Source organism: Tritonibacter sp. SIMBA_163, assembly GCF_046535935.1.
GTDB lineage: Bacteria > Pseudomonadota > Alphaproteobacteria > Rhodobacterales > Rhodobacteraceae > Epibacterium > Epibacterium scottomollicae.
Map to the genome: position 1 here is coordinate 474,674 of NZ_JAWJBP010000001.1, position 24,440 is coordinate 499,113.

General features: G+C 62.8%; 24 protein-coding genes. 15 read left to right on the forward strand and 9 right to left on the reverse strand.

Going from position 1 to position 24,440, the window contains the following annotated elements:
* Positions 1 to 6 precede the first annotated feature (6 nt).
* The 9 genes from R0J92_RS02165 to R0J92_RS02205 all read left to right on the forward strand — a co-directional run bounded on the left by R0J92_RS02165 (position 7) and on the right by R0J92_RS02205 (position 9,936).
* Positions 7 to 753, forward strand: coding sequence for a class I SAM-dependent methyltransferase (locus R0J92_RS02165; protein WP_106163039.1), 747 nt, complete (start codon positions 7 to 9; stop codon positions 751 to 753).
* Positions 754 to 1,161: 408 nt separating this feature from the next.
* Complete coding sequence (locus R0J92_RS02170; RefSeq protein WP_106163038.1) at positions 1,162 to 1,722, forward strand: F0F1 ATP synthase subunit delta; 561 nt, start codon at positions 1,162 to 1,164, stop codon at positions 1,720 to 1,722.
* A complete protein-coding gene (gene atpA, locus R0J92_RS02175) occupies positions 1,723 to 3,264 on the forward strand; it encodes a F0F1 ATP synthase subunit alpha (protein WP_106163037.1) in 1,542 nt (513 codons plus the stop codon).
* Positions 3,265 to 3,279: 15 nt separating this feature from the next.
* A complete protein-coding gene (locus R0J92_RS02180) occupies positions 3,280 to 4,155 on the forward strand; it encodes a F0F1 ATP synthase subunit gamma (protein ID WP_106163036.1) in 876 nt (291 codons plus the stop codon).
* A gap of 21 nt (positions 4,156 to 4,176) precedes the next feature.
* Positions 4,177 to 5,601 carry a F0F1 ATP synthase subunit beta gene (atpD, locus tag R0J92_RS02185; protein ID WP_106163035.1) on the forward strand — a complete coding sequence of 475 codons (1,425 nt, stop codon included), beginning with the start codon at positions 4,177 to 4,179 and terminating at the stop codon, positions 5,599 to 5,601.
* Between the two features lie 11 nt (positions 5,602 to 5,612).
* A complete protein-coding gene (locus R0J92_RS02190) occupies positions 5,613 to 6,026 on the forward strand; it encodes a F0F1 ATP synthase subunit epsilon (RefSeq protein ID WP_106163034.1) in 414 nt (137 codons plus the stop codon).
* Between the two features lie 116 nt (positions 6,027 to 6,142).
* Complete coding sequence (locus tag R0J92_RS02195) at positions 6,143 to 6,499, forward strand: H-type lectin domain-containing protein (RefSeq protein ID WP_106163033.1); 357 nt, start codon at positions 6,143 to 6,145, stop codon at positions 6,497 to 6,499.
* 22 nt (positions 6,500 to 6,521) lie between these two features.
* The gene (locus R0J92_RS02200; RefSeq protein WP_411050576.1) at positions 6,522 to 7,349 is read left to right on the forward strand and encodes a DUF4157 domain-containing protein; all 828 of its coding nucleotides are present in this window, start codon (positions 6,522 to 6,524) and stop codon (positions 7,347 to 7,349) included.
* Positions 7,350 to 7,488: 139 nt separating this feature from the next.
* Positions 7,489 to 9,936 (forward strand): heavy metal translocating P-type ATPase, encoded by a 2,448-nt coding sequence (locus R0J92_RS02205; protein ID WP_411050577.1) that lies wholly within the window; start codon positions 7,489 to 7,491, stop codon positions 9,934 to 9,936.
* 27 nt (positions 9,937 to 9,963) lie between these two features.
* On the opposite strand, the gene R0J92_RS02210 is transcribed toward R0J92_RS02205, so the two are convergent.
* A complete protein-coding gene (locus R0J92_RS02210) occupies positions 9,964 to 10,560 on the reverse strand; it encodes a hypothetical protein (RefSeq protein ID WP_411050578.1) in 597 nt (198 codons plus the stop codon).
* A 605-nt stretch (positions 10,561 to 11,165) separates the two neighbouring features.
* On the opposite strand from R0J92_RS02210, the gene R0J92_RS02215 reads away from it, so the two are divergent.
* Positions 11,166 to 11,612, forward strand: coding sequence for a hypothetical protein (locus R0J92_RS02215; RefSeq protein ID WP_411050579.1), 447 nt, complete (start codon positions 11,166 to 11,168; stop codon positions 11,610 to 11,612).
* A gap of 143 nt (positions 11,613 to 11,755) precedes the next feature.
* Here the strand turns inward: R0J92_RS02215 and R0J92_RS02220 are convergent, their stop codons facing one another.
* Complete coding sequence (locus tag R0J92_RS02220; protein WP_106163029.1) at positions 11,756 to 12,778, reverse strand: ribose-phosphate pyrophosphokinase; 1,023 nt, start codon at positions 12,776 to 12,778, stop codon at positions 11,756 to 11,758.
* Positions 12,779 to 12,882: 104 nt separating this feature from the next.
* On the opposite strand from R0J92_RS02220, the gene R0J92_RS02225 reads away from it, so the two are divergent.
* Together R0J92_RS02225 and R0J92_RS02230 are read left to right on the forward strand one after the other, a co-directional pair.
* Complete coding sequence (locus R0J92_RS02225; RefSeq protein ID WP_106163028.1) at positions 12,883 to 13,497, forward strand: 2-hydroxychromene-2-carboxylate isomerase; 615 nt, start codon at positions 12,883 to 12,885, stop codon at positions 13,495 to 13,497.
* Positions 13,494 to 14,324 carry an alpha/beta fold hydrolase gene (locus R0J92_RS02230; RefSeq protein ID WP_411050580.1) on the forward strand — a complete coding sequence of 277 codons (831 nt, stop codon included), beginning with the start codon at positions 13,494 to 13,496 and terminating at the stop codon, positions 14,322 to 14,324. Before R0J92_RS02225 ends, R0J92_RS02230 begins: the two co-directional genes overlap by 4 nt.
* On the opposite strand, the gene R0J92_RS02235 is transcribed toward R0J92_RS02230, so the two are convergent.
* From R0J92_RS02235 to R0J92_RS02260, 6 genes are all read right to left on the reverse strand, one after another.
* Positions 14,321 to 15,076, reverse strand: coding sequence for a Stf0 family sulfotransferase (locus tag R0J92_RS02235; protein WP_411050784.1), 756 nt, complete (start codon positions 15,074 to 15,076; stop codon positions 14,321 to 14,323). The two genes, R0J92_RS02230 and R0J92_RS02235, sit on opposite strands and share 4 nt — an antisense overlap.
* A 45-nt stretch (positions 15,077 to 15,121) precedes the next feature.
* On the reverse strand, positions 15,122 to 15,592 hold the full coding sequence (locus R0J92_RS02240; RefSeq protein WP_411050581.1) for a YcgN family cysteine cluster protein: 471 nt from the start codon (positions 15,590 to 15,592) through the stop codon (positions 15,122 to 15,124).
* A gap of 10 nt (positions 15,593 to 15,602) precedes the next feature.
* Positions 15,603 to 16,535, reverse strand: coding sequence for a bifunctional riboflavin kinase/FAD synthetase (locus R0J92_RS02245; protein ID WP_411050582.1), 933 nt, complete (start codon positions 16,533 to 16,535; stop codon positions 15,603 to 15,605).
* Positions 16,536 to 17,064: 529 nt separating this feature from the next.
* Positions 17,065 to 17,508, reverse strand: coding sequence for a MaoC family dehydratase (locus R0J92_RS02250; protein WP_106163024.1), 444 nt, complete (start codon positions 17,506 to 17,508; stop codon positions 17,065 to 17,067).
* A 210-nt stretch (positions 17,509 to 17,718) separates the two neighbouring features.
* Entirely contained in the window at positions 17,719 to 18,594 is an 876-nt protein-coding gene (locus R0J92_RS02255) for a TIGR01459 family HAD-type hydrolase (RefSeq protein ID WP_317386728.1), read from the reverse strand.
* A 204-nt stretch (positions 18,595 to 18,798) separates the two neighbouring features.
* Positions 18,799 to 20,871, reverse strand: coding sequence for a DEAD/DEAH box helicase (locus R0J92_RS02260; RefSeq protein ID WP_411050583.1), 2,073 nt, complete (start codon positions 20,869 to 20,871; stop codon positions 18,799 to 18,801).
* A 362-nt stretch (positions 20,872 to 21,233) separates the two neighbouring features.
* Here R0J92_RS02260 and R0J92_RS02265 point away from each other — a divergent pair, with 362 nt between their 5' ends.
* The gene (locus R0J92_RS02265) at positions 21,234 to 21,572 is read left to right on the forward strand and encodes a DUF1801 domain-containing protein (protein ID WP_411050584.1); all 339 of its coding nucleotides are present in this window, start codon (positions 21,234 to 21,236) and stop codon (positions 21,570 to 21,572) included.
* A gap of 105 nt (positions 21,573 to 21,677) precedes the next feature.
* Complete coding sequence (locus R0J92_RS02270; protein WP_243394960.1) at positions 21,678 to 22,487, forward strand: M48 family metalloprotease; 810 nt, start codon at positions 21,678 to 21,680, stop codon at positions 22,485 to 22,487.
* An 88-nt stretch (positions 22,488 to 22,575) separates the two neighbouring features.
* On the opposite strand, the gene R0J92_RS02275 is transcribed toward R0J92_RS02270, so the two are convergent.
* Entirely contained in the window at positions 22,576 to 23,496 is a 921-nt protein-coding gene (locus tag R0J92_RS02275) for a manganese-dependent inorganic pyrophosphatase (protein ID WP_411050585.1), read from the reverse strand.
* Positions 23,497 to 23,743: 247 nt separating this feature from the next.
* Between R0J92_RS02275 and R0J92_RS02280 the strand changes: the two genes are divergently transcribed.
* Positions 23,744 to 24,430 carry a hypothetical protein gene (locus R0J92_RS02280; protein WP_411050586.1) on the forward strand — a complete coding sequence of 229 codons (687 nt, stop codon included), beginning with the start codon at positions 23,744 to 23,746 and terminating at the stop codon, positions 24,428 to 24,430.
* The last annotated feature ends 10 nt before the right edge of the window (positions 24,431 to 24,440 follow it).

Here is a 24,440-nt window from a genome sequence, read left to right on the forward strand (position 1 = left end):
TCTGCAATGCATCTGGACGTGCAGGATCTAAGGAACTTCTATTATCGCAGTACGCTGGGGCGTGCGGCACAAGCATCGATCCGGGGCCAGCTGTTGCGCATGTGGCCGGATGCGATAGGCGAGACAGTTGCGGGCTTTGGCTTTGCCGCCCCTCTATTGCGGCCCTACCTGCCGGAGGCGCGTCGCGTGCTGGCCTTGATGCCGGGGCCACAGGGGGTGATGCAATGGCCTGCGGGGATGCCCAATGTCTCTATTCTGTGCGAAGAGACCTCCTGGCCGGTGGAGACGGGGCGGGTCGACCGTCTGGTGGTGTTGCACGGGCTGGAAACCTCGGAACGGCCGTCCGACCTTCTGGATGAATGCTGGCGGGTTCTGGGGCCGGGCGGCCGGGCGATCTTCATCGTCCCCAACCGGGGCGGCTTCTGGGCGCGTTCGGATGCCACGCCCTTTGGCTTTGGCCGTCCTTATACGCTGACCCAGGTGGAAAATCAGCTCCGAGGGCACCAGTTTGTCATCGAACGTCACGCGGCGGCGCTCTATCGCCTGCCGAGCCAACGGCGGTTCTGGCTCAAGTCCGGCGCCATGATCGAGCGGTTTGGACGGCGGCTGCCCGCAATGATGGCGGCGGGGGTGTTTCTGGTCGAAGTGTCCAAGCAGACCCACCCGCAGAAGGGCCATATGATCAAATCGCGACGCACAAACCCGATCCGGGTTCTGGAGGGGCTGTCCAATCCGGTTGCGGAACCGGCCTGATCTCTTGGGACCGGCGCCCATGCCGGGGGTCGTCCCCGCCGCGCTTCGGAGTGTCGCTGGCGTGGGGAGGGACACAGTCGACGCTTCATGTGCGAGATTCGACATTGTATGCGCCGGTGTACTGAAATAGCGCAAATTGTCACATCGGAATCGCATCCGGTTCACTCGCGGACGTAATTTTTTTGCGGCCCGACCTGCAATAAAGCGTCGCACTTTTGTTAAGTGATTGAAAAACATAGAAATCGGTTTTTTGTGTCGCGGACAGAGGGAGTTGCTAGGTCGCAAAGGCTCTGCTACATCCACGCTGATTTCGATGCCCGGCCAAAATCGGGTTGACCTCACGCCCCCGGATGCAACCTGCCAGGACGCATTAAAAACCGGGGCCAAAATAATATCGGAAGGGTGGACGTGTCCGAACCAGCTTCGATTTCCGCAGGCATTGCCGACCGCTATGCCACAGCGATCTTTGATATCGCTGTCGAGAGCAATGCTCTTGATAAACTCGAGACAAGCATCAACGATCTGGCAGCCGCGCTGGCTGACAGCGAAGACCTGCGTACTCTCATCTCTTCTCCCCTCGTGTCGCGCGAAGAGCAGGCTTCGGCCATCTCCGCCGTAGCGGAGAAGATGGGGATTGACGAAGTGCTCCGCAATGCCCTGTCCGTGATGGCGGCCAAACGCCGCCTGTTTGCGGTTCCGGCGCTGATCGCTGCGTTGAGCGCGCGCCTTGCCGAGGCCCGTGGTGAGGTCACCGCAGATGTCGTCTCTGCCAAGGCGCTGACCAAGACCCAAAGTGAAAAACTGGCCAAAACCCTCGCCGAGCGCGTGGGCAAGACGGTCAAAATCAATGCCACCGTTGATGAGAGCATCATCGGCGGTCTCGTCGTAAAAGTGGGCTCGAAGATGATCGACAGTTCGATCCGCTCCAAGCTCAACTCCCTACAGAATGCAATGAAAGAGGTCGGATAAATGGGTATCCAAGCAGCAGAGATTTCTGCGATCCTGAAAGACCAGATCAAGAATTTTGGTCAAGAAGCCGAAGTGGCCGAGATCGGCCGCGTTCTCTCCGTCGGTGACGGTATCGCCCGTGTCTACGGCCTCGACAACGTCCAGGCGGGCGAAATGGTCGAGTTCCCCGGCGGCATCATGGGCATGGCGCTGAACCTCGAATCCGACAACGTCGGTGTGGTGATCTTCGGCTCCGACCGCGACATTAAAGAAGGCGACACCGTCAAGCGCACCAACTCCATCGTGGACGTGCCTGCCGGTCCCGAGCTTCTGGGTCGCGTTGTGGACGGCCTCGGCAACCCGCTGGATGGCAAAGGTCCGATCGAAGCCAAAGAGCGCAAAGTTGCAGACGTGAAAGCGCCGGGCATCATCCCGCGTAAATCCGTGCACGAGCCGATGGCAACTGGCCTCAAGTCCGTGGACGCGATGATCCCCGTTGGCCGTGGCCAGCGTGAGCTGATCATTGGTGACCGTCAGACCGGTAAGACCGCGATCGCCCTGGACACCATCCTGAACCAGAAATCCTACAACGAAGCGGCAGGCGACGACGAGAGCAAGAAGCTCTACTGCGTCTATGTTGCGGTTGGTCAGAAGCGCTCCACCGTGGCGCAGCTGGTGAAGAAACTGGAAGAGTCCGGCGCGATGGAATACTCCATCGTTGTGGCCGCGACCGCGTCCGACCCGGCGCCGATGCAGTTCCTGGCACCCTACGCCGCGACCGCGATGGCCGAATACTTCCGCGACAGCGGCAAGCACGCGCTCATCATCTATGATGACCTCTCCAAGCAGGCCGTGGCCTACCGTCAGATGTCCCTGCTGCTGCGCCGCCCGCCGGGCCGTGAAGCGTATCCGGGTGACGTGTTCTACCTCCACTCCCGCCTGCTGGAGCGTTCCGCGAAACTCAACGAAGACTTCGGTTCCGGCTCGCTGACCGCGCTGCCGATCATTGAAACCCAGGGCGGCGACGTGTCCGCGTTTATTCCGACCAACGTGATCTCCATCACCGACGGTCAGATCTTCCTGGAAACCGAACTCTTCTACCAGGGTATCCGTCCGGCCGTGAACACCGGTCTGTCGGTCTCCCGTGTGGGCTCCTCGGCTCAGACCGATGCGATGTCCTCCGTCGCCGGTCCGGTGAAACTGTCTCTCGCCCAGTACCGCGAGATGGCTGCCTTTGCTCAGTTCGGCTCCGACCTTGACGCCGCGACCCAGAAACTGCTGGCCCGTGGCGCGCGTCTGACCGAGCTGATGAAACAGCCGCAGTATTCGCCGCTGACCAACTCCGAAATCGTCTGCGTCATCTTCGCGGGCACCAACGGCTATCTCGACAATGTCGACGTGAAGCAAGTGGGCCGCTTTGAAGCGGAACTGCTGACCTTCCTGCGCACCAAGAAGGCCGACTTCCTGGCTTGGATCACCAATGAAGATCCCAAGTTCAAGAAGGGTGAGCCGCTCGAGAAGATGAAGGCTGTTCTGGACGAATTCGCCGCAGACTTCGCGTAAGGAGAGAGACAGCACATGCCTTCTCTCAAGGACCTCAAAAACCGGATCTCGAGTGTGAAAAACACTCGTAAGATCACCAAAGCCATGCAGATGGTCGCGGCGGCGAAACTTCGCCGCGCCCAGGAAGCGGCTGAGGATGCACGCCCCTACGCCGAACGGTTCAATGCCGTGATGGCGGGGCTGGCAGCTTCTGTCGGCCAAAGCGATACCGCGCCGAAGCTCCTCGCGGGCACCGGCTCGGATCAGGTTCAGCTCCTGTTGGTCATGACCGCCGAACGCGGCCTGTGCGGTGGCTTCAATGCCAATATCGCCAAGCTGGCACGTCTGAAGGCGCAAGAACTTCAGGCGGCTGGCAAGACCGTGAAGATCCTCACCGTGGGCAAAAAAGGCCGCGACGTTCTCAAGCGCGAGTTCGGCGAGCTGTTCATCGGCCATGTGGATCTGACCGAGGTGAAGCGCCTGGGTTATGTCGACGCGCAGAACATCGCCAAGGACGTGCTGGCACGTTTCGACGCGGGCGAGTTCGACGTTGCGACGATGTTCTACGCGAAGTTCCAGAACGTCGTGACCCAGATCCCGACCGCACAGCAGATCATTCCTGCTCAATTCGATGCTGACGACGCCGATGCCGCATCCGGTCCGGTGGATTACGAACCAAGCGAAGAGGCGATCCTTGCGGATCTCCTGCCGCGCGGTGTCGCCACCCAGATCTTTGCGGGGCTGCTGGAAAACGGGGCCTCCGAACAGGGGGCTCGGATGAGCGCGATGGACAATGCGACCCGCAACGCGGGCGAGATGATCGACAAGCTGACCATCGAGTACAACCGCTCGCGTCAGGCCGTCATCACCAACGAGCTGATTGAAATCATTTCGGGCGCCGAGGCGCTCTAAGAGACAACCGGAGACGAACAAATGGCAAATGCAAAAGGCAAGGTGGTTCAGGTCATCGGCGCCGTTGTGGACGTCCAGTTCGACGGCGACCTGCCGGCGATCCTGAACTCCCTGACCACCGACAACAATGGCAAGAAACTCGTTCTTGAGGTGGCACAGCACCTCGGCGAGAACACTGTCCGCACCATCGCTATGGACGCCACCGAGGGTCTCGTGCGCGGTCAGGCCGTGGCCGATACCGGCGCTCCGATCACCATCCCGGTCGGCAACGCAACCCTGGGTCGCATCCTGAACGTCGTCGGCGAGCCGGTCGACGAAGGTGAGCCGGTCAACGCGACCGAGCACCGCGCGATCCACCAGCCTGCTCCGGAGTTCTCCGAGCAGTCCACCGAATCCGTGGTTCTGGAAACCGGCATCAAGGTCATCGACCTGCTGGCGCCCTATTCCAAAGGCGGCAAGATCGGCCTCTTCGGCGGTGCCGGCGTTGGTAAAACCGTTCTCATCATGGAACTGATCAACAACATCGCAAAAGTGCACTCGGGTTACTCCGTGTTCGCCGGTGTTGGTGAGCGGACCCGTGAAGGCAACGACCTTTACCACGAGATGATCGAATCCAACGTGATCAAGCCCGACAACCTCGAAGAGTCGCAGGTTGCTCTGGTTTACGGTCAGATGAACGAGCCTCCGGGTGCGCGTGCCCGTGTTGCGCTGACCGGCCTGACCCTGGCCGAGCAGTTCCGCGACCAGTCCGGCACCGATGTTCTGTTCTTCGTGGACAACATCTTCCGCTTCACGCAGGCCGGTTCCGAGGTGTCCGCACTTCTGGGTCGTATCCCCTCCGCTGTGGGTTACCAGCCGACGCTGGCCACCGACATGGGTGCGATGCAGGAGCGTATTACCTCCACCAAGAACGGCTCGATCACCTCGATCCAGGCTGTGTATGTTCCCGCGGACGACCTTACCGACCCCGCGCCGGCAACCACCTTTGCGCACCTCGACGCAACCACCGTTCTCAACCGTGCCATCTCCGAGCTGGGCATCTACCCGGCTGTGGACCCGCTCGACTCCTCGTCGCGCCTGATGGACCCGCAGATCGTTGGCGAAGAGCACTACAAGGTGGCCTCCGAGGTTCAGCAGATCCTCCAGCGCTACAAGTCGCTGCAGGACATCATCGCCATCCTCGGCATGGACGAACTGTCGGAAGAAGATAAGCTGACCGTGACCCGTGCGCGGAAAATCCAGCGTTTCCTCTCCCAGCCGTTCGACGTTGCGAAGGTCTTCACCGGTTCTGACGGTGTGCAGGTTTCCCTCGAGGACACCATCTCTTCGTTCAAGGCGGTTGTGGCCGGCGAATACGATCACCTGCCCGAAGGCGCCTTCTACATGGTTGGCGGCATCGACGAAGTGATCGCCAAAGCCGAAAAAATGGCTGCTGACGCGGCCTAAGGAGGGCCCTTATGGCTGATACGATGCAATTCGACCTCGTCAGCCCGGAGCGGAGCCTTGCTTCGCTTCAGGCCAGCGCGGTCCAGATCCCCGGGTCCGAGGGTGACATGACGGCCATGCCTTTGCATGCGCCGACCCTCACCACCCTGCGTCCGGGCATCCTGAAGGTCGATGCGCCTGAAGGATCGTCGGAGTATCTTGTCACCGGCGGCTTTGCCCAGATCACCGCAGAGGGCCTTTCGGTCCTCGCGGAGCGGGCAATTCCGATGGACGAGATGACCCGCGCCCATATGGACGAGCTCATCGAGGAAGCCCGCGCCATGTACAAGACCGCCAAGGACGATGACTCCGAGCACGGTCTGGTGGAAGACGCGGCCAAGCTGCTTTCGGACATGGAAGCGCTCGGGACCCACATGAGCCTCTGACGCCTGTCGTCAGACTGAAATCTCTGAAACCGGCCTGTTTACGCAGGCCGGTTTCTTTTTGGTAAGAAACCCGCGATAGTTTCACTTTGTCGCATATTTTACCTTTGAGGTTCGCCTTGCACTCCACTCGTCTTCACAGCGCACGCACCGGGATTATTCAGGGTGATGCAGAGATCTTCTCTGAATTTGAGTCCGGCGGCACCATGTGGACCGGAGAGGGAGAGCGCGAGCGCCGCCTGCACCTGCGTTTTGACGAGGCGTTTGCGGCCCCGCCTGCGGTGCATCTCACGGCTTCTCTGATGGACATGGACCACGCCGCCGCCTACCGCGCGGAACTGGTGGCCGAGGAGATCTCGGCCGAGGGCTTTGATATCGTGTTCCGCACCTGGTCCGACAGCCGCGTTGCCCGCGTGCGGGTGTCCTGGATGGCGATTGGCGATCTGCCGTTCGAGGATGACTGGGACGTGGAGTAGGGGACGGCAGCGACTCTCTGCATTGACCGGGAAAGAACACATCTCATATTCGCGGCCGGCAATATTAAACTTGCAAGTGGTGCGAGCACTGCATTTGATACCCCCTGCGTTGTTTGCGCATTTGGTGTTCAGGAGAGGTATTGAAATGTGGTTTCGCTCTATTGGTTTGATGATGTCCGGATTAGCGCTTGCCGCCTGTAGTCGCCCCATGACTGATGGCGAGATTGCTTACGGGTCACAGTATTTTACGCAGAACTTGGCGTTTGAAGATGTGCGGTTTTCCGGGAACGAGTCCCGAGGGCGCAGAGTTGCGAAGCAGCAGTTGGAACGCGAACTCGGAACAGCGGCGGGCAGCGCCGGCGAAAACTCGCAAAAGATTGCGTCCCTACCATCACTGTTCGGCGCCGACGCACTGGTGGTGGGCAATACAGTGTTCTTTGACCGTGAATACTATTCGTCGGATATCTCTCAAAGCCCAATCAACAGTGACCGATGGTTGATGGCGCATGAACTGACCCATGTGTGGCAGTATCAGAACCGCGACATGACCGGGTACAGCTTTGCCAAGGTGGTCTCGGAGCATGTCAGGTTCGGGGATGACGTCTATGATTATACGCTGGTGAACGGAAAGCGCTTTACCGAGTATCGCTTTGAGCAACAGGGCAAAATCGTCGAGTGCTACGCCATGTTGAAAGAAGTCTCGCCCAATGGTGCAAACACGCGCAAACATGAAAAGCTGATCCGGGCCGAGTTTCCTCTGGACGCTTTAATGGCACGGATCGGGATGGGTGCTGGCGATGTGATCCGTGTGCGGGAGTCCGTGCAGATGCAGAAGTGTGACGGCCAATAACGGCACCGTCTGGCTGGTTCCCGGTAGGGGGGAGGCTTGGGTATTGCGCGGGGCAAGATGAAAATCTCAAATTTCCCCTTGAGCCTCCAGTGACTGGAAGCCCTACATGGAAGGCAACAGGCAATAACGGAGTCGTTCCATGACCCAACCGATCACCGCCCGCCTCTCGATCAAGGGCATGACCTGCGCCGGATGCGTAGGCCGTGTCGACCGCACCCTGGCCGCACTGCCGGGGCTCAGCGATGTCTCGGTGAACCTCGCCAATGAGACCGCGCAGATCACCGCCACCACCCCCGAGGCGCTGCAGCAGGCCGACAGCGCCCTGCGTGATCTTGGCAAACCGGCGCGGCACCAGACTGTGCAGTTGTCCATCGAGGGCATGACCTGCGGCAGCTGCGTGGGCCGGGTGGAGCGCGCCATCAAGGCGCTGCCCGGTGTGGTCTCGGCCAATGTGAACCTCGCCGCCGAGAGCGCGCAGGTGGAGATCCTGCAAGGGGTGGTGACGCCGTCGCAGGTGGCGGCGGCCAGCACGGAGGCTGGCTATCGCGCCCGCCCGGCAGAGGCACGCGACAGCGAGGACCGCAGCGCCCGGAAGGATCGTGAAGCGCGCGATCTGCGTCGTCAGGTCTGGATCGCCGCCGTGCTGACCCTGCCGGTGTTTCTGTTGGAAATGGGCGGCCACATGGTCCCGGCGGTGCATCACTGGATCGCGCAGACCATCGGCATTCAAACCTCATGGGTGATCCAGGCCGTGCTGACCACGGCGGTGCTGTTCATCCCCGGTCGGGCCTTTTTCGCGCTGGGTCTGCCCGCCTTGCGCAAGGGCGCGCCGGATATGAACAGCCTTGTGGCACTGGGGGCAGGGGCCGCGTGGATCTACTCTCTGGTGGCCACTTTTGTCCCATCCCTGCTGCCCGCCGATGTGCGCGCCGTCTATTTCGAGGCCGCAGCGATGATTGTCACCCTGATCCTGATTGGCCGCTGGCTGGAGGCCCGCGCCAAGGGCCGCACCGGGGCCGCCATTCAGGCGCTGGTAGGCTTGCAAGCCCGCCATGCGCGGCGACTGACCAAGGATGGCCAGCCCGAGGACGTGGATGTGGATGATCTTGCGCCCGGTGATCGCATCCTTGTGCGTCCCGGCGAACGCATCCCCACCGACGGCGAGGTGCTGGAGGGCAGCGCCCATGTGGATGAGAGCATGATTTCGGGCGAGCCGATCCCGGTTGAGAAAGCCACAGGCGCGGCGGTCACCGGCGGGACTGTCAATGGCGAGGGCAGTCTTACCGTTAGCGTGACCCGCACCGGGGCCGAGACCACGCTGGCACAGATCATCCGCATGGTGGAGGACGCGCAGGGCGCCAAACTGCCGATCCAGAGCCTTGTGGATAAGGTCACCCTGCGCTTTGTGCCGGTGGTGATGGGGCTGGCGCTGCTGACGGTGGCGGTGTGGCTGACGGTTGGGCCGGAGCCGACGGTGACCAACGCATTGGTGGCCGGGGTGTCGGTACTGATCATCGCCTGTCCCTGCGCCATGGGTCTGGCGACGCCGACCTCGATCATGGTGGGCACGGGGCGCGCTGCAGAGCTTGGCGTGCTGTTTCGCAAGGGCGACGCGCTGCAATCCCTCAACGAGGTCGACATCATCGCCTTTGACAAGACCGGCACCCTGACCGAGGGCCGCCCATCACTGGTGGCGCTGCACCCAACCGCAGGGTTTGAGCGCGCCGAGGTGCTGGGTGCGGTGGCCGCGGTGGAGGCACGTTCTGAGCATCCCATCGCCCGGGCGTTGGTGATAGCCGCGCAGGACGAGGGCCTGACCCTCGCAGAGGTCAGCGATTTCCAGAGCCACACAGCCCGCGGTGTCACCGCCAAAGTTGCCGGGCGCGAGATCCATATCGGCAGCGCGCGGCTGATGTCGGAGGCTGGCATCAGCGTCGATGCGCTGGCGGCAGAGGCGTTGGAGCGCGCCAACCGGGGTGAAAGCGTGCTCTACACCGCAATCGACGGCCAGCTTGCGGCGCTGCTTGCGGTGGCCGACCCGATCAAACCCACCAGTGCCGCCGCAATCAAAGCACTGCGGGCGATGGGCAAGGATGTGGCGATGATCTCGGGCGATGCCCCGGCCACGGCAGAGGCCATCGCCCGCGATCTGGGCATCTCCCATGTGGTCGCAGGGGTTGCCCCTGAGGGCAAAGTGGCCGCGCTCAGGGATCTTGCCTCGCGCGGGCGCAAGCTGGGCTTTGTCGGGGATGGGATCAATGACGCGCCGGCCTTGGCGCAAGCGGACGTAGGCATCGCAATCGGCACCGGCACTGATGTGGCGATCGAGGCCGGCGATGTGGTGCTGATGTCGGGCGACCTGAGTGGTGTGGTGACGGCGATCAATATCTCGCACAAGACGCTGATGAACATCCGCCAGAACCTCGGCTGGGCCTTTGTCTACAACGCGGCGCTGATCCCACTGGCGGCGGGCGCGCTTTATCCGGCATTCGGCATCCTGCTGTCGCCGGTGTTTGCCGCCGGAGCGATGGCGCTGTCGTCGGTGTCGGTGCTGACCAACGCGCTGCGGCTGCGGCGGGCGGGGTAGGCCAGGGGCTAGGGCTGGGGCCCGCCCCTAGAACACCGCACAGCCGGAACCGATCACCTCGCCCGGGTGAACCTCGTAATGCGGCGCCGGGTTCATGTACACCATCTGCACCGCGGTGATCCTGTACTGACACTGCTCGGCCTGCGTGGGGGTGACGGTCTGTCCCCCGACATAGAGGTCGAGCCAGATATGGCCGCGGGCGCCGGTGTGACAGGGGCCGTCCTGAGGCCGGGGACCATCGCCGCAGGTGTCTTCGACCACCGCGTATTTCTTGATCCGGGGCAGGTAGAGCATCGTGCCGGGCGGGAAATCGAGGATCTCATGCGGCCCATGGAGCGCATGCCCCACCGCCAGGGTGACCGGATCGTCATGGGTGCCACTGCCGCCCGCGCGCCGGTGCTTGACCGGGTGCGAGATGATGGCCGTGCCCGGCGGGGTATTGTCCCAGAACCCGTATCCGGTGATATAGGCGGCAAAGCGCTGCTCTTCGGCCGCTGCACTCGACACTCCGGCGAGGCTAGCCAAGAGAGGCAGGACAAATCGGGCCGTCAGGGCGTCAGAGAGGCCGCCAGATAGGCCCACCAGACAGGCCGGTGAGGCAAAAAACCGGTGTCCGAGCATCATCAGGGGTCTCCTCGATCTGGATCTGTGCGGTCGCGCGTCACTCCGCCACCTCATGCACGCAGAGAACAGCATATACGGGCGGGTCTGACAACTTCTGGCTGAGCCGGAGACATGAGGCTGCGCCGGAGGCAGGTATTTTATCGACAATTTCACGCAAATCCTCTGAACGGCAGCAGCACCAGCGCCGCAATCAGGAAACGCGACCAGGCCACCACCACCGGTTCGCCCCCCTTGCGGTCAGTAGCTTCCCAGCGGTGTCGCCCAGCTCCACGCAGGTAACGGCGGCGAAGACACGGGCGGCAACGTGCAGGAGGTCGACCGGTCTCGTGGGACAGGACAGCTTTCGTCAGGGGGGGAAGAGCCTATCAGGCGCTGTGGGCGCATCTAACCGCGCTCTGCGCGATGTTTTGGAGTGTGTGTGCCGTGTTTGGCAAGGGGCGCAACTATGAGGCCCAATCGGCGTTTCCGTGACAACACCAGACCGGCCCGGCATGTGCTGCAGAAGGATCACCTCAATGCAGAAATAGGCGTTGTCAGCGGCGCTGACCGCTAGGTCAGCTGTGCGGGACTTTGCTGCCGTTTGTTTTCTGACTAACCTGCTTTGTATGAAACACAACAAGCTTCACGGTGTCGCTCACAATTACGCTGACTCAATAGCAGGCGGTTTAAGTTTTATCGTGCCTCCTCAAGTCATTCAGTTGGACGTCTTTGCTGAGGCTGCATCTAATAACAACGGGTATTTGGTCGCGGATTTTCTAACAGGAAGACTACAGGGTGCCTTCCCAGAAGGAGAAGTCGAGCACGCCTTACCTTTGTTTAAAAGCGCTTTTCCTAAGTTTTGCGAGAAGCACAATGTCGATGTGTTGGACTACAAAGCGTTTTTGGTGCGGTTCATAGCTGATACCGACGGCATCCGTTTTGTCGTTACGATTGAAGATCGCACTGGGCGTCGATCTTCTCGCGAATACGTTGGAAGCCAAAGCAAACGTTCAGAAACGCTCGACAAACTTGGTAGGCGTCGCCCAAATATTCTGGACACTCCACTAGACTAGTCAGCCTGGTAGGTTCGGGTTCAACCCCGCCTTTAGAACGCCCAACGAACAGCCGCACGTATGGCGGGTTGCATTTGAGGGCCGTCCACAAAAAAAACACCCCACGTCATCTCGCGGGGTGTTTTGATGAGATCTGAGGGATCTTAGCTCTGGCTATTGTAGAGCGACTCGTAGATCGGGATCAGGGTCTTGTCCTCGAACAGCGAGGACACCGAGGTGCCGTGCCAGATGTTCAGGATCGCCTGGGTGAACAGCGGTGCGGTGGGCACGATGCGGATGTTCGGGGCGTCCAGAATCTGCTGGGTCGGCTGGATCGAGTCGGTCAGCACAAGCGACTTCATCACCGAGTTGGTCACACGCTCCACCGCCGGGCCGGACATGACGCCGTGGCTGATGTAGGCGTGAACTTCCTTGGCGCCGTTGTCGAGTAGGATTTGCGCTGCCTTGCACAGGGTGCCTGCCGTGTCGCAGATGTCATCGACGATCAGGCAGATCTTGTCCTTCACGTCGCCGATGACGGTCATTTCAGCGATCTCGCCGGCCTTTTCGCGACGTTTGTCGACGATGGAGAGTGGCGCGTTGATGCGCTTGGCCAACTCGCGGGCGCGGGCCACGCCGCCCACGTCGGGCGAGACCACCATCAGGTCGTCCATCTGGTCCTTGAACTGTGCCTTCACGTCCAGCGCAAAGATCGGGCTGGCGTAGAGGTTGTCCACCGGAATGTCGAAAAAGCCCTGGATCTGTGCGGCGTGCAGATCCATGGTCAGCACGCGCTCGATGCCGGCACCTGTCAGCATGTTGGCGACCATCTTGGCAGAGATGGGCGTGCGTGCCTTGGTGCGGCGGTCCTGACGGGCATAGCCGAAATACGGAATGACCGCGGTAATCCGTTGTGCCGAAGACCGGCGCAGCGCATCCGCGATGATCAGAAGCTCCATCAGATTGTCGTTGGCCGGATTCGAGGTCGGCTGGATAATGAACATATCCTCGCCGCGCACGTTCTCGTAGACTTCGACAAAAATCTCGCCATCGTTGAAACGCTCGACCCGAGCATTCACCAGGTTCTGATCGACCCCCCGGTGCATGCTCATACGGCGCGATATGGATTGGGCGAGAGGAAGATTGGCGTTCCCAGCGATCAGCTTGGGTTCGTTCAAGGTCGGCATTGGCTGTTTATCCCCGGGCAGCAATGTGACAGATTCGTGATATTGAACCCCGCTTAACACGCACATAGGGTCAGGCCTAGTTCTAAGCACGAGGAATTCGTCCCATGGCCGCATCGATCCCATCAATCGACTATTATTTCTCTACCCTGTCGCCGTTCAGCTACCTTGCCGGGCAGCGGTTGGAGGAGATCGCGGCCCGCCACGGCGCTGCCATCACCTACAAGCCCTTTGACATCATGACGCTGTTTGCGCGCACCGGCGGCACTCCCCCAAAGGACCGGCACCCCGCGCGGCAGGACTACCGCCTCATCGAGATCGAGCGGCAGTCCAAACGCACCGGCCTGCCGCTGAACCTGAAGCCTGCGCATTGGCCCACCAATGCGGCCCCGTCCTCCTACGCGATCATCGCGGCCCAGAAGGCGGGGGGCGGTGATCTTGGCGCGCTGGTGCATGGCACCCTGCGCGCGATCTGGGCCGAAGATCGCGACATCGCGCAGGACGATGTGGTGAAATCCCTGCTCGAAAGCGCCGGTTTCGACGCGGCGCTGGCCGACAGCGGACTTCTGACCGGCGCGGAGATCTATGCGCGTAACCTCGAGGACGCTGTCAACGCTGGCGTCTTTGGCGCGCCGTTTTATGTGACCTCGGACGGGGCAAAGTTCTGGGGGCAGGATCGACTGGATGACCTCGACCTGCACCTTGCGGAGCAGGGCGCATGAGCCTCGACATGGGCGCATTGCCGCAAGAGGTGTTTCATCGCCGGTTTGGTCAGGGCACGCGGCCCGTCTTTGCGGTGCATTGCTCGCTGGCGCATTCCGGTGCCTGGCGCGGCCTGGTGGCGGCCCTGGGCGAGGATGCGGTGTCCTGCGCGGCCTTCGACATGTTGTCGCACGGCAAAAGCCCGGACTGGGACGGGCAGGGCCTGCTGCAGCAGCGCAATGCAGAGGCCGGGCTGCACCTGCTGTCGGCTGAGGTCGAGGCTGCGGGTGCCCCCGTCGATCTGATCGGCCATTCCTTTGGCGCCACAGTGGCGCTGGCGATGGCGCAGGCCCGCCCGGATCTGGTGCGCACGCTGACCCTGATCGAGCCGGTGCTCTTTGCCGCCGCCAGCGCGCGCGACCCGGCAGCACTCGCGCAGATGCGCGCCGATCACATGGCGGTGCGGGAGCCTTTCGCCGCAGGTGATGTGGAGCGGGCCACCCGCCTGTTCAACCGCGCCTGGGGCACCGGTTACCCCAAATGGCCCGACCTGCCGGAGACCGCCCGCGCTGCGATGATACGGTCCTTCCCGGCGGTGATGGACTGCGACAGTCAGGTCTATGACGACGCCGCCGGTCTGCTGGCGCCCGGCGCACTGGAGGCGCTGGCGATGCCGGTTCTGCTGATGCAGGGGGGCGCGACCCAGCCCATCATGTCGGCGGTCACCCAGGCGCTCTCGGCGCGGATGCCGGAGGCGCAGGTCGCGGTCATCGAGGGCGCGGGCCATATGGTGCCGGTGACACATCCCGAGGTCGTGGCGGAGGTTCTGCGGTCGTTTTGGCCCTAGGGCGCGACGCCGCCGTCTCGGCGGAAGCGCTCGACCCACTCTTGGCTTCTGGGGTCATCTATACGGGCAACATCCGGCTCCACACTGTCCGCGACCTGAGGTGGTAAATTAAGTTGCTCCAAGATGTCTCGTATCTGCGTTTGTGGAGCGTCTGCCAGAGTTTCATATGTCACGGTAAATGGCGCGACACCTTGCAGGTTGAACCACGCCTGCCAGTTCTGATCCCATTCCGTGAGCTTTGCCACCGCCGCCGCGATGGCCTCGTATGAGTATGTTGGCAACTGCGGCGCCGCTGTGCGCTCCAACTCCGTTCCATCGGCGTTTCGATGCCACAGCCCGGTTTGTTGAGCCAATAGGTAGGACACCGCTTGGCTCACCTTGTCCGCCCGAGTCAGATAGATGAAGCGCAGCGGACCAAAGACCGAGGTGAGCCGGACCAAATCAGTCTGGGCGGCAGGGAAGAGAAGGGCGAGCTGAGATTGCAGAAACGCGAAGCTATGCCATTGCTGGCGTAGGGCAAAGACCGCCGTGTCGCCTTTTCCCAATGCATGCGCCGCAGCCATAATGTCGCGGAGTTGCACTGTCGAGGATGCATCGGAGGGCGAAAGTGCCATGCGGCGCCGCCACTCAGCGAGGGAGGTGCCGAAGAACAACGAGGCGGGTGCCCCGGCGATGCCGGTTGTGCGCAACATTCGGCACAGAAGGGTGCTGCCACTGCGGGGAGTTGTGCATATAATATACGCGTTGGCCATCACGGCAGCCTAGCCGACTTCGATGACAAAGGAATGACGCCGCGCTCAGACCGGCTCTTCGATGATGTAGTCTTCCCATTCTTCCAGCGGCGTGTCGAATTCCGACACGGTCATGCCGCGTACCGAGACCCCGGCGCGGTGCACGCTGTCGGGGTCTCCGGTCACAAGCGGGTGCCAGTCGGGCAGGGATTTGCCCTCCCACAGCCGGCGATAGGCGCAGGTCTGCGGCATCCAATAGGCGTGGGTGTCGAGGTTTTCGGGCTTCAGCACGATGCATTCGGGAATGAAACTGTGCCGCGTCTCGTAATGCGCACATTGGCAGGACTGATCGTCCAGCAGGCGGCAGGCCACACGCGTCAGCGCCACCTCGCCGGTGTCCTCGTCCTCCAGCTTGTTGAGGCAGCATTTGCCGCAGCCGTCACACAGCGCTTCCCACTCGCGTGGGGAGAGCGTCTTCAGCGGCTTCTTTTCCCAAAACCGGTCAACGAGACCGTCGCGGTCGATTTGATTGGTCATATCCGCCCTCTCAGAGTGCGTTGAGGATGGCGCGCGCCTGATCACAATCGGCGTGCATCTGGGCGATGAAGGGCTCCAGCCCGTCAAATGTCAGCTCCGGGCGCAAGAAATCTACCAGTCCGACAGACAGATGCGCACCATAGAGGTTGCCCTTGAAATCAAAGAGATAGGTCTCGATGTTCGGCTGGTCGCCGTCAAACATCGGCCGCACCCCGACTGAGGCGGCACCGTGGTAGCTGCCCATATGGGGGCCGTCGAGCACATCCACCAGCACCGCATAGACGCCAAAAGCAGGCGGGTGCAAACCGTCGATGGACTGGTTGGCGGTGGGAAAGCCAAGCTCGCGGCCGCGCTGCTCGCCGCCGATCACCTCCCCCTCGATGCGGTGCCAATGGCCCAGCATGGCAGCGGCGTCGCGCGGGCGGCCCTCGCTCAGGGCGGTGCGGATCGCGGTGGAGGAAACGGTGTGCTCGGAATATTCCATCAAGGGCGCGATGGTGACGCCAAAGCCCATCTCTTGGCCGAAGCGCTGCAGATCTTCGGCGGTGCCGGCCCGCCCCTTGCCAAAGCAGAAGTCGGCGCCCACCACCACATGCGCCAGCCCCAGACCTTCAAAGATCACTTTGCGGGCAAACTCTTCGGGGGGAAGCGACGACAGCGCGTGGTTGAAATTCAGCTGATAGAGCTTCTCGACGCCGATCTTCTCCAGCCGATGCGCGCGGGCCTCTGCCGACATCAGCCGGAAGGGCGGCGCGTCGGGGGCAAAGAATTCACGCGGATGCGGCTCGAAGGTCATCACGCCCAGCGGGGCGTCTGGTACCGCCTGACGTGCCAGATCCACCACCGAACGATGGCCGCGATGAACGCCGTCGAAATTGCCGATCGCAACGGTTGCCCCGCGATCCTGCTCTTCGACAAATTGATAGTCCCGGATGATGCGCATGGCGCTTCCCTAGCCGCCGTGGCTGGGCGGCGCAAGAGTGCTGTGGTCAGTGGCGACCTCTACCGCGCGACCAGCGCGTGAAATCCCTTGCCCGAAGGACCGGAGCCAGAGAGGGAGCCGGTCTCCCCCGTTTCACCTTCTTATAAATATCCCCGCCGGAGGCTCCTGCAGCGCGACAACCGACCCCGGTCTGAAGGACCTGTTGCGCTGTCGCCGTGCGCCCGCTTCACCGGGATCTCATTCGATGGCGTTAGGCTGGCCGGGATCGATCACCAAGATGGGGACGCGGGATGGCTGTGGGCAGCGCCGCGTCTAAGGCAACGACCGGCCCCGATAAAAAGGGGGTGGATGATGCAGATGCACACTCAGCAGGCGCCGTAGTGCGACCTGTCCAGATGCCTGAGCAAGCGGTACCGCGACCCGTCCTTTATTGGATAGATCATCGGCTCCGACTATGAAAATGAACCGGCTTCATCGTCGGCACTCCGTCCGGGGGCATCCCCGAGGCGGCCTGATGCGCGGCCGCGCGTCAGTCGAACTTGCGCGAGGGGGCCATCACCATGGCCTCGCCCACCAGTACCTTTTGGCCCTCGACGATGCAGCGGCAGTCCAGCTTCACCCGGCGCTTGTCAATCTGGATGTCGGTCACCTCGACCTCGGCCAGCACCATGTCGCCGGGGCGTACGGGGGCGAGGAATTTCAGGTTCTGGCTCATGTAGATGGTGCCATGGCCGGGAAGCTGCTCGCCGATCACTGCCGAGATCAGCCCGGCGGTCAGCATGCCATGGGCGATGCGCCCTTCAAAGATCGTGTCCTGCGCATAGCCGTCATCCAGATGCACCGGGTTGCGGTCGGTGGAGACCTCGGCAAACAGCTCGATGTCGCGGTCGGTGATCTGCTTGCGCAGGTAGCGGGTCATGCCCATCTCGATGTCTTCGATGCAGATGGTGCCGCGGGGGAAATTGTCCAACATCCCTGCCTCCCTGAAGGATTTGAGCGGCAATAAATATACCGCTGAGTTGCGTGTTTGGTAATTTTATTACCTCGCAACTGCAGAAAGTCAAGCCCGCCCGTCCGGCCCCTATGGCGCAGGTATCCCAGCGGACGCCCTGACGGGCGACAGCAAAAGGCCCGCCCGCTCCGAGTGGAGCAGACGGGCCGGATTGGCGCGAAGCTGCAAGTGTCAGCGCAGAAAGCCGATGCTGTAGGTCGGGGCCACCTGCTCTTGTGCCAGATAGGTCTCCAGCGCGGCCGGGTCGGGCTGTTGGTCGGTCTTGGTGTCCTTGGCCGCCAGCCCGCCGGTGATGAACAGCGTGTCCACGCCTTCGCCCATGCCGCCGGAGATATCCGTGTGCGGGCCGTCGCCGATTGCCAGGATCTCGCGGTCACTGACATCATGACCGATCTCGCTCAGACGGCGACGCGCCAGGTCGTAGATCGGCGGGTAGGGCTTGCCGAAATAGAGGCTCTCGCCGCCCATCTCGGTATAGAGCTTCGCCAGCGCCCCGGCGCACCATTCCCGCACCTCGCCGCGGTCGACGATGATGTCGGGGTTGGCGCACAGCAGCTTCATCCCCATCTGCTTGGCGTAGAGGAACTCCGCCCGGTTCACTTCCGGATCGGCCATGGTGTCGAAGGGGCCGCAGCAGACGATGCCCTCGGCCTCTTTCAGGGGCACGCGGGTGATCTCGACGGGATCGTGGATCACCTTCATCGGTTCGAAAAAGCCCGCATCGCGCTCCCACTCGCCCATGAAATAGACCTTGCTGCCCACCGCGCCGGTGAACATCGCCGCGCGGGCAGAATCGCCAGAGGTGGAGATGGTGTCATAGGCGTCATCTGGCACCCCGAACTGGCTCAGCTGTTCGGCCACCCCGGCGCGGGGTTTGGGGGAGTTGGTCACCAGCACCACGACGCCGCCCCGCTTGCGATAGGCCTGCAGTGCGGCCACCGCGTCGGGGTAGGCGGTGATGCCGTTGTGCACGCAGCCCCAGAGGTCGACGAACAGGGCCTTGTAGTCGGCGGAGACCTCGGAAAGGGCGGAGATGATCTGGCTCATGGGGCGCCTCATGGGAAAGGAATATGCGTCCTTCCTATGCCAGGGGCAGCCGTTTGGCCAGATGCAGGCGGAGCGCGGCGGGGGCGTCCGGCGAATGGGCGCGCTCGGTGAAACGGATCGCGTGCCCCGAAATGAGTTGCGCCCGCCCCGGTTTCGGGACGGGCGCAAGCCGATGTGTCTATGTTTCACAAGGCCGGGCGGGGCTTAGCCCCTCTTGCTGGGCGGGGTGAAGCGCTTGGAGGTATCCGAAGCACCGCGGGCCTTGTTCTTTTTGCTGGAGGGCTTGCCTGCCGGGGGCGGCGGGCCCTTGGGCTTGTCGCTGCGCGGCTTGTCGGAGCGCGGTTTATCGAATTTCGGCTTGTCGCCGCGGGGTTTGTCCGAGCGCGGCTTGTCAAACTTCGCCTTATCCCCGCGCGGCTTGTCGCCCCGGGGTTTGTCATAGGCGGGTTTGTCACCGGACGGGCGTGGTTTGGCCGCGCGCGGTTTTACCGGGTGGTCCGTGCTGTCCTCGCGGGCGCGATAAGGCTTGCGGTCGCTCTTGTAGTCGCCACCGCTCTTGCGGTCGCCGCCGCCCTTGTAGTCACCACGATCACCGCCCTTGTAGCCGGGCTTGCCGCCGCCAAAGCCACCACGGCCCTTGCCGCCACCGGGTGCGCCACCTTTGCGGAAGGGCGGTTTGGAGCGTTCGGGCAGGTTCGGCGCTTCGTTCAAACGCTCCAGCGCGGAGCCATCATCCAGCGCCATTTCGCCGCCAAGGGTGGCCATGAAGCCATCGACCTTGTCTTGCGAAATCTCGGCATAGCTCTTGTCGCCGACGATGCGGATCGCACCAATGGCGGATTTGTCGATGCCGCCGGCCTTGCACAGCATCGGCAGCAGGCGACGCGGATCGGCACCGGCGTCGCGCCCGCCATCAATGGCAAACCAGACCGAGGGGCCAAAGGGCACGCGGTCTTCTTTCTTCTTGCGGGCATCCACGGAGGCCACATCGGTCAGCTCTTCCGGCGCGGAGCGGGCGGCGGACCACAGGCGCAGATAGCCAGCGGCCAGCTGCTCGGGCGAGAAGCTCTCGACCAGTTTCGCCAGCGTTTCCGCCTGGCTTTCGGGGGCCTCTTCGGTCCAGACAGCGTCGGACAGCATCCGCTCCATGTCGCGGCCACGCACCTCGTCGGCGGAGGGCGCATCGACCCATTCCGCTGACAGTTTGGCATCGCGCAGCAGGCGTTCGGCCTTGCGCACGGAGCGCGGCGTCACCATCAGCGCGCTGGCGCCCTTGCGCCCGGCGCGACCGGTGCGGCCCGAACGGTGCAGCAGGGTCTCATGGCTCGATGGCAGATCGGCATGCACCACCAGATCGAGGTTCGGCAGGTCGATGCCGCGCGCCGCCACATCGGTGGCCACACAGATCCGGGCGCGACCATCGCGCATTGCCTGCAGGGCACCGGCGCGTTCCGCCTGGCTCAGCTCGCCCGACAGTGCCACCACCTGAAAACCGCGGTTCGACAGCCGGGTCAGCAGACGGTTCACCGCAGCGCGGGTATTGGCAAAGACGATGGCGTTCGGGGCCTCGTGAAAGCGCAGCACGTTGATGATGGCGTTTTCAACGTCATGCGGCGCAACCACATGGCTGAGATAGGAAATATCGCTGTGCTGTTCGGATTTGTTGATCGTGGAAATCCGCTGCGCATCGGTCTGGTAGGTCTGCGCCAGCGTGGCGATCGGCTTGGACACCGTGGCCGAGAACAGCAGGGTCTGGCGCTCTTCCGGGGTTTCCTGAAGGATGAACTCCAGATCCTCGCGGAAGCCCAGGTCGAGCATCTCGTCGGCTTCGTCCAGCACCACGGCGGCGACGCCGCTTAGGTCGATGGAACCACGGGTGATGTGATCCCGCAGACGGCCCGGGGTGGCGACGACGATATGGGCGCCGCGTTCCAGGGCGCGGCGTTCGTCGCGCATGTCCATGCCGCCCACACAGGAGGCCAGCACCGCGCCCGCATCACCATAAAGCCAGGTCAGCTCGCGCTTCACCTGCAGCGCCAGCTCGCGGGTCGGGGCGATCACCAGCGCCAGCGGGGTGCCGGCACGGGCAAAGCGGCCGTCCTCTTCGAGGATGGTGGATGCAATGGCGATGCCGAAGCCCACCGTCTTGCCGGATCCGGTCTGTGCCGACACCAACAGGTCCGCTCCCGCCAGCTCTGGGTCGGAGACTGCCTCCTGCACAGGCGTGAGAGAAATGTAACCACGGCGCTCTAGCGCCTGCTGCAAGGTGGGTATCAAGAGGGGATCCGTTCATATCGAAGTGAGGCGCACGGGGCGCAGGGCCACAGAGGCGCCGATGGGTCAAGATCGCGCGTATAGCGTAAGGTTTCGGCTTTGTATAGCATATCTCGCCCGTGTTGGCTGCATGGCTGTATTGCGTTTTTTAAGGGAACGGCGCCGCGCGGGCGCTTCGGAGTTGATTTGCGGCGGGCAGCGCGCCAATTTGGCGGCCTTAGGTCCAGAGTCCAGTCGCAGGCCCGCTGTCGGACCCGCACGCCTTTGCTGCCTGTTCGCGCGGGGGGGCGGGACATGCCGCAAGGCGCGACAGATGTGATGAGGGACACGGGCATGGCAACGTCATGGCAACAAGGAGACGGCACATGAGCAAGCTGCCCCCGGAGGTGATCGCGGAGATTGATGCCGCGATTCGCCTGATCGTCGCGGATCTGGCCCCCGATGCGCGCTATCTGCCGAAATACGGCGGCGTGGTGATCGCGCCCGACCCCGCGAGCGACCAGTTTGTCGGCGGGCTGTTTGCCTATACCGAACATGTCTCGCTCGAGTTCTCGCAGGGGGCGCGTTTCGCGGATCCGCAGGGGGATCTGGAGGGCAAGGGCAAGGCGCGCCGACATCTGAAATTCCGCCATCCGGATGATGTGGCGGCACGGGATGCGCGCGGTTTCCTGCAGCAGGCGCTTGCGCTGCGAAACGCGCCTTGAGGTGAGCGTTCGCCGACGCCTGCAACGCCTCTTGTAGCGGGCGCAGACGCTGCTAATCTGCGTCGCGGTCAGATCCGTTTCCCTGCCAGATAGAGCGATACCTTCATGATGTTTCTGCGGTCCCCCGGTTCCTCCTGTCGCGCGCTGCTTGCGGGCGGGATATGCCTTGTCGTCAGCGCCTGTGGCACCACCTACGAGTTGCCCGACAGCGGCGGCGTTCACTCCGAGGAGGCGGCACGCCTCTTTGCCGAAGCGCGTCGCAGCCCGCCACCGGCCACCCTGTCCAGATCCGCCGCCGAGGCGCGGTTTGCGCGGGTGGAGCCCCGGGTGATGCGAGCAGGGCGAGAGACCTGCCAGCGGCTGAGAACCGGCGTCAATTGCAACGTCGATATCGCCATCGACCGGCAGATGACGGAGCGCAACGCCTATTTCACCTACCAGAACGGCCAGCCGGTGATCCGCATTTCGCTGCCGCTGATTCAGGACACCGGCAGCGATGACGAGGTCGCCTTTGTGCTGGCGCATGAATACGGTCATCTGATCGGACGGCACGTGGAGAAACAGCAGCAGCAAGTGCTGGCGGGGGCGTTGATTGGCGGCGCGCTCGCCGGGCTGGTGGGCGACAGCGGTGATGCGGTGGGGCTGGGGCTTGGCGTTGGCGCGACGGCGGGCGGGATTGTCTATTCGCAATCCTACGAGCTGGAGAGCGACACGCTGGGCACCCGCATCGCCTATGACGCAGGCTATGATCCGGTAGAGGGCGCGAAGTTCTTTGCCCGCTCCGAGGCGGCCACCGGCACCAGTGGCGGCTATTCGATCTGGGGCACCCATCCGCCGGACCGTCGGCGGGTGGCGACAGTGTTGGCCACCAAGGCCCAGATTGATGGTCAGGTCGGGCTGCGCAACGCGCGATAATCAACAGGACCTGTTTCAAAACGGAAAAACGCCCGCTGCAGGCAGCGGGCGTTTTGCATGTTCAGGCGGTCCGGGACCGCCAGGGCGATCAGACCTTGAGGTTCGGGATGATCTGCTTCTTGCGCGACATCACGCCCGGCAGCACCACGAGGTCGCCCTCGACACTGGCGCCAAAGCTCTTTTCGGCCACGGATTTCACCAGATCGTTGGGCACCAGCAGGGTGGCTTCTTCCTTCAGGATGTCGACCACGAACAGCAGCACCTGATCGACGCCGTCCTCGGCCTGAACAGTCTTGAAGGTCTCCATCAGGCTGTCCTTGCGGCCCAGCGGGATGTCCGGCGCGGTGGTTTCCAGCACGGAGACGCGGAACTTGGTGCCGTCGACCTCGTATTCCTTGGAGTCCATGCGGATCAGCTCTGCATCGGAAAACGCGGAGACGTCGGATTTGGCGGCGAACATCTCGGCGGCGTAGTCGGTGACGTCGAGGCCCAGATCCTTGGCCAGCTTCTCCGCCACGGCGCGGTCATGCGGCGTGGTGGTGGGGGAGCGGAATTCCAGCGTGTCGGACAGGATGCAGGTCAGCGCCGCGCCCTTGATGTCGTCGGGCATGCGGTCGGCGTCTGTGCCCATCAGGTCGTGCATGATGGTGGCGGTGCAGGCCAGCGGGCGCACGGTAATGTCGATCGGAGCCTTGGTTTCCAGGCCACCGACCAGCTTGTGGTGGTCGATGATGGCGCGGATGTCGGCGCTGTTGATGGAGGCGGGCAGCTCTGCGGGGTTGTTGGTGTCGACGATCACCACCGGTGCGTCGGCCTCGACATCGGCGATGATTGCGGGCTGCTCAAAGCCCCAGCGCTGCAACATGAAGGCGGCTTCGGTGTTCGGCGCGCCCAGCAGGACGGGAGTGGCGGCTTCGCCCTTCACCTCGTTCAGATACCAGGCCCAGATGATCGCGGAGCCGGTGGAATCGGTGTCGGGAGATTTGTGGCCGAAAACTTGAATGGTCATGAGGTCAATCCTGTCTGACGGGGTCTGTTGCCGCGCCTTACACCAGCGGGGCAGGGTTTGTCACCCCGCTACGGGCGGGCGACGGAGTTCTGCGCAGCGCATGGCTCGGTCACGGCCCCCTTTAAGGTGGCACCGCAACGCAAGGGGCAGTTGCCCGGGGGCAGAGGGCATGTAAACCTGCGAAGGCGGCGGGGGCCGTGATCGGTAAACGTGATTGGTCGTGCTTGGTAAAGAGGAGGGATTTCAGATGATGAGTGTATTTCGCAGGGTGGTCGGCGGGGCCGGGGGGCTGTTGTTGCAGGTGGCGGCTGGCGTCGCGCTGGCCGAAGGCGACAGCGCGCCCAAAGGCGTGGCCACAACGGAACGGGCGGCATTCTACAGCGGCAGCTGGCAGGGTTTGGACGTGGACAAACAATGGATCATCAACGGCCTGGTCAACCGCCACCTGATCCGCGTCACCTGCGAGGGTATCTCCAACGATCAGGAGTTCCCCAGTTTTCTGCTGGTGACAGAGGCCGGAGAGTACCGCTGGCCCCTCAACGAAAGCGGCGCCGCCTTTGTGGATGCGAAAACCCTCGCGCTGCGTGAGGCCGGGGCGGGCAAGGTGGTGGAGTGCACCTGGGCCTCGGTGAGTGATGCCGCCACGCAGCGCGATACCGTGCAGGTCGACGTGCTGCCGGGGCACAATATCCTGCTGGGTGGCTTTGCAACGACGCGGGAGTTCTCGGTCGCCTTTCACAGTACCGCCGGATGCAGTGATCTGTCTGCTCAGCTTTACATTGACGATGCACCATTGGTCACGGCGGATAACCAGCCGCAGCTGCTGACACCCGATGCCAGCTATTTCGGGGCAGCGCAGACTGTGGAGGCCAAAATCAATGGGCTCTGTCCCACGGGGGGCATTCCGATCCTGGAATTCTCACTCGCCCGCTGATCGCGGGTGA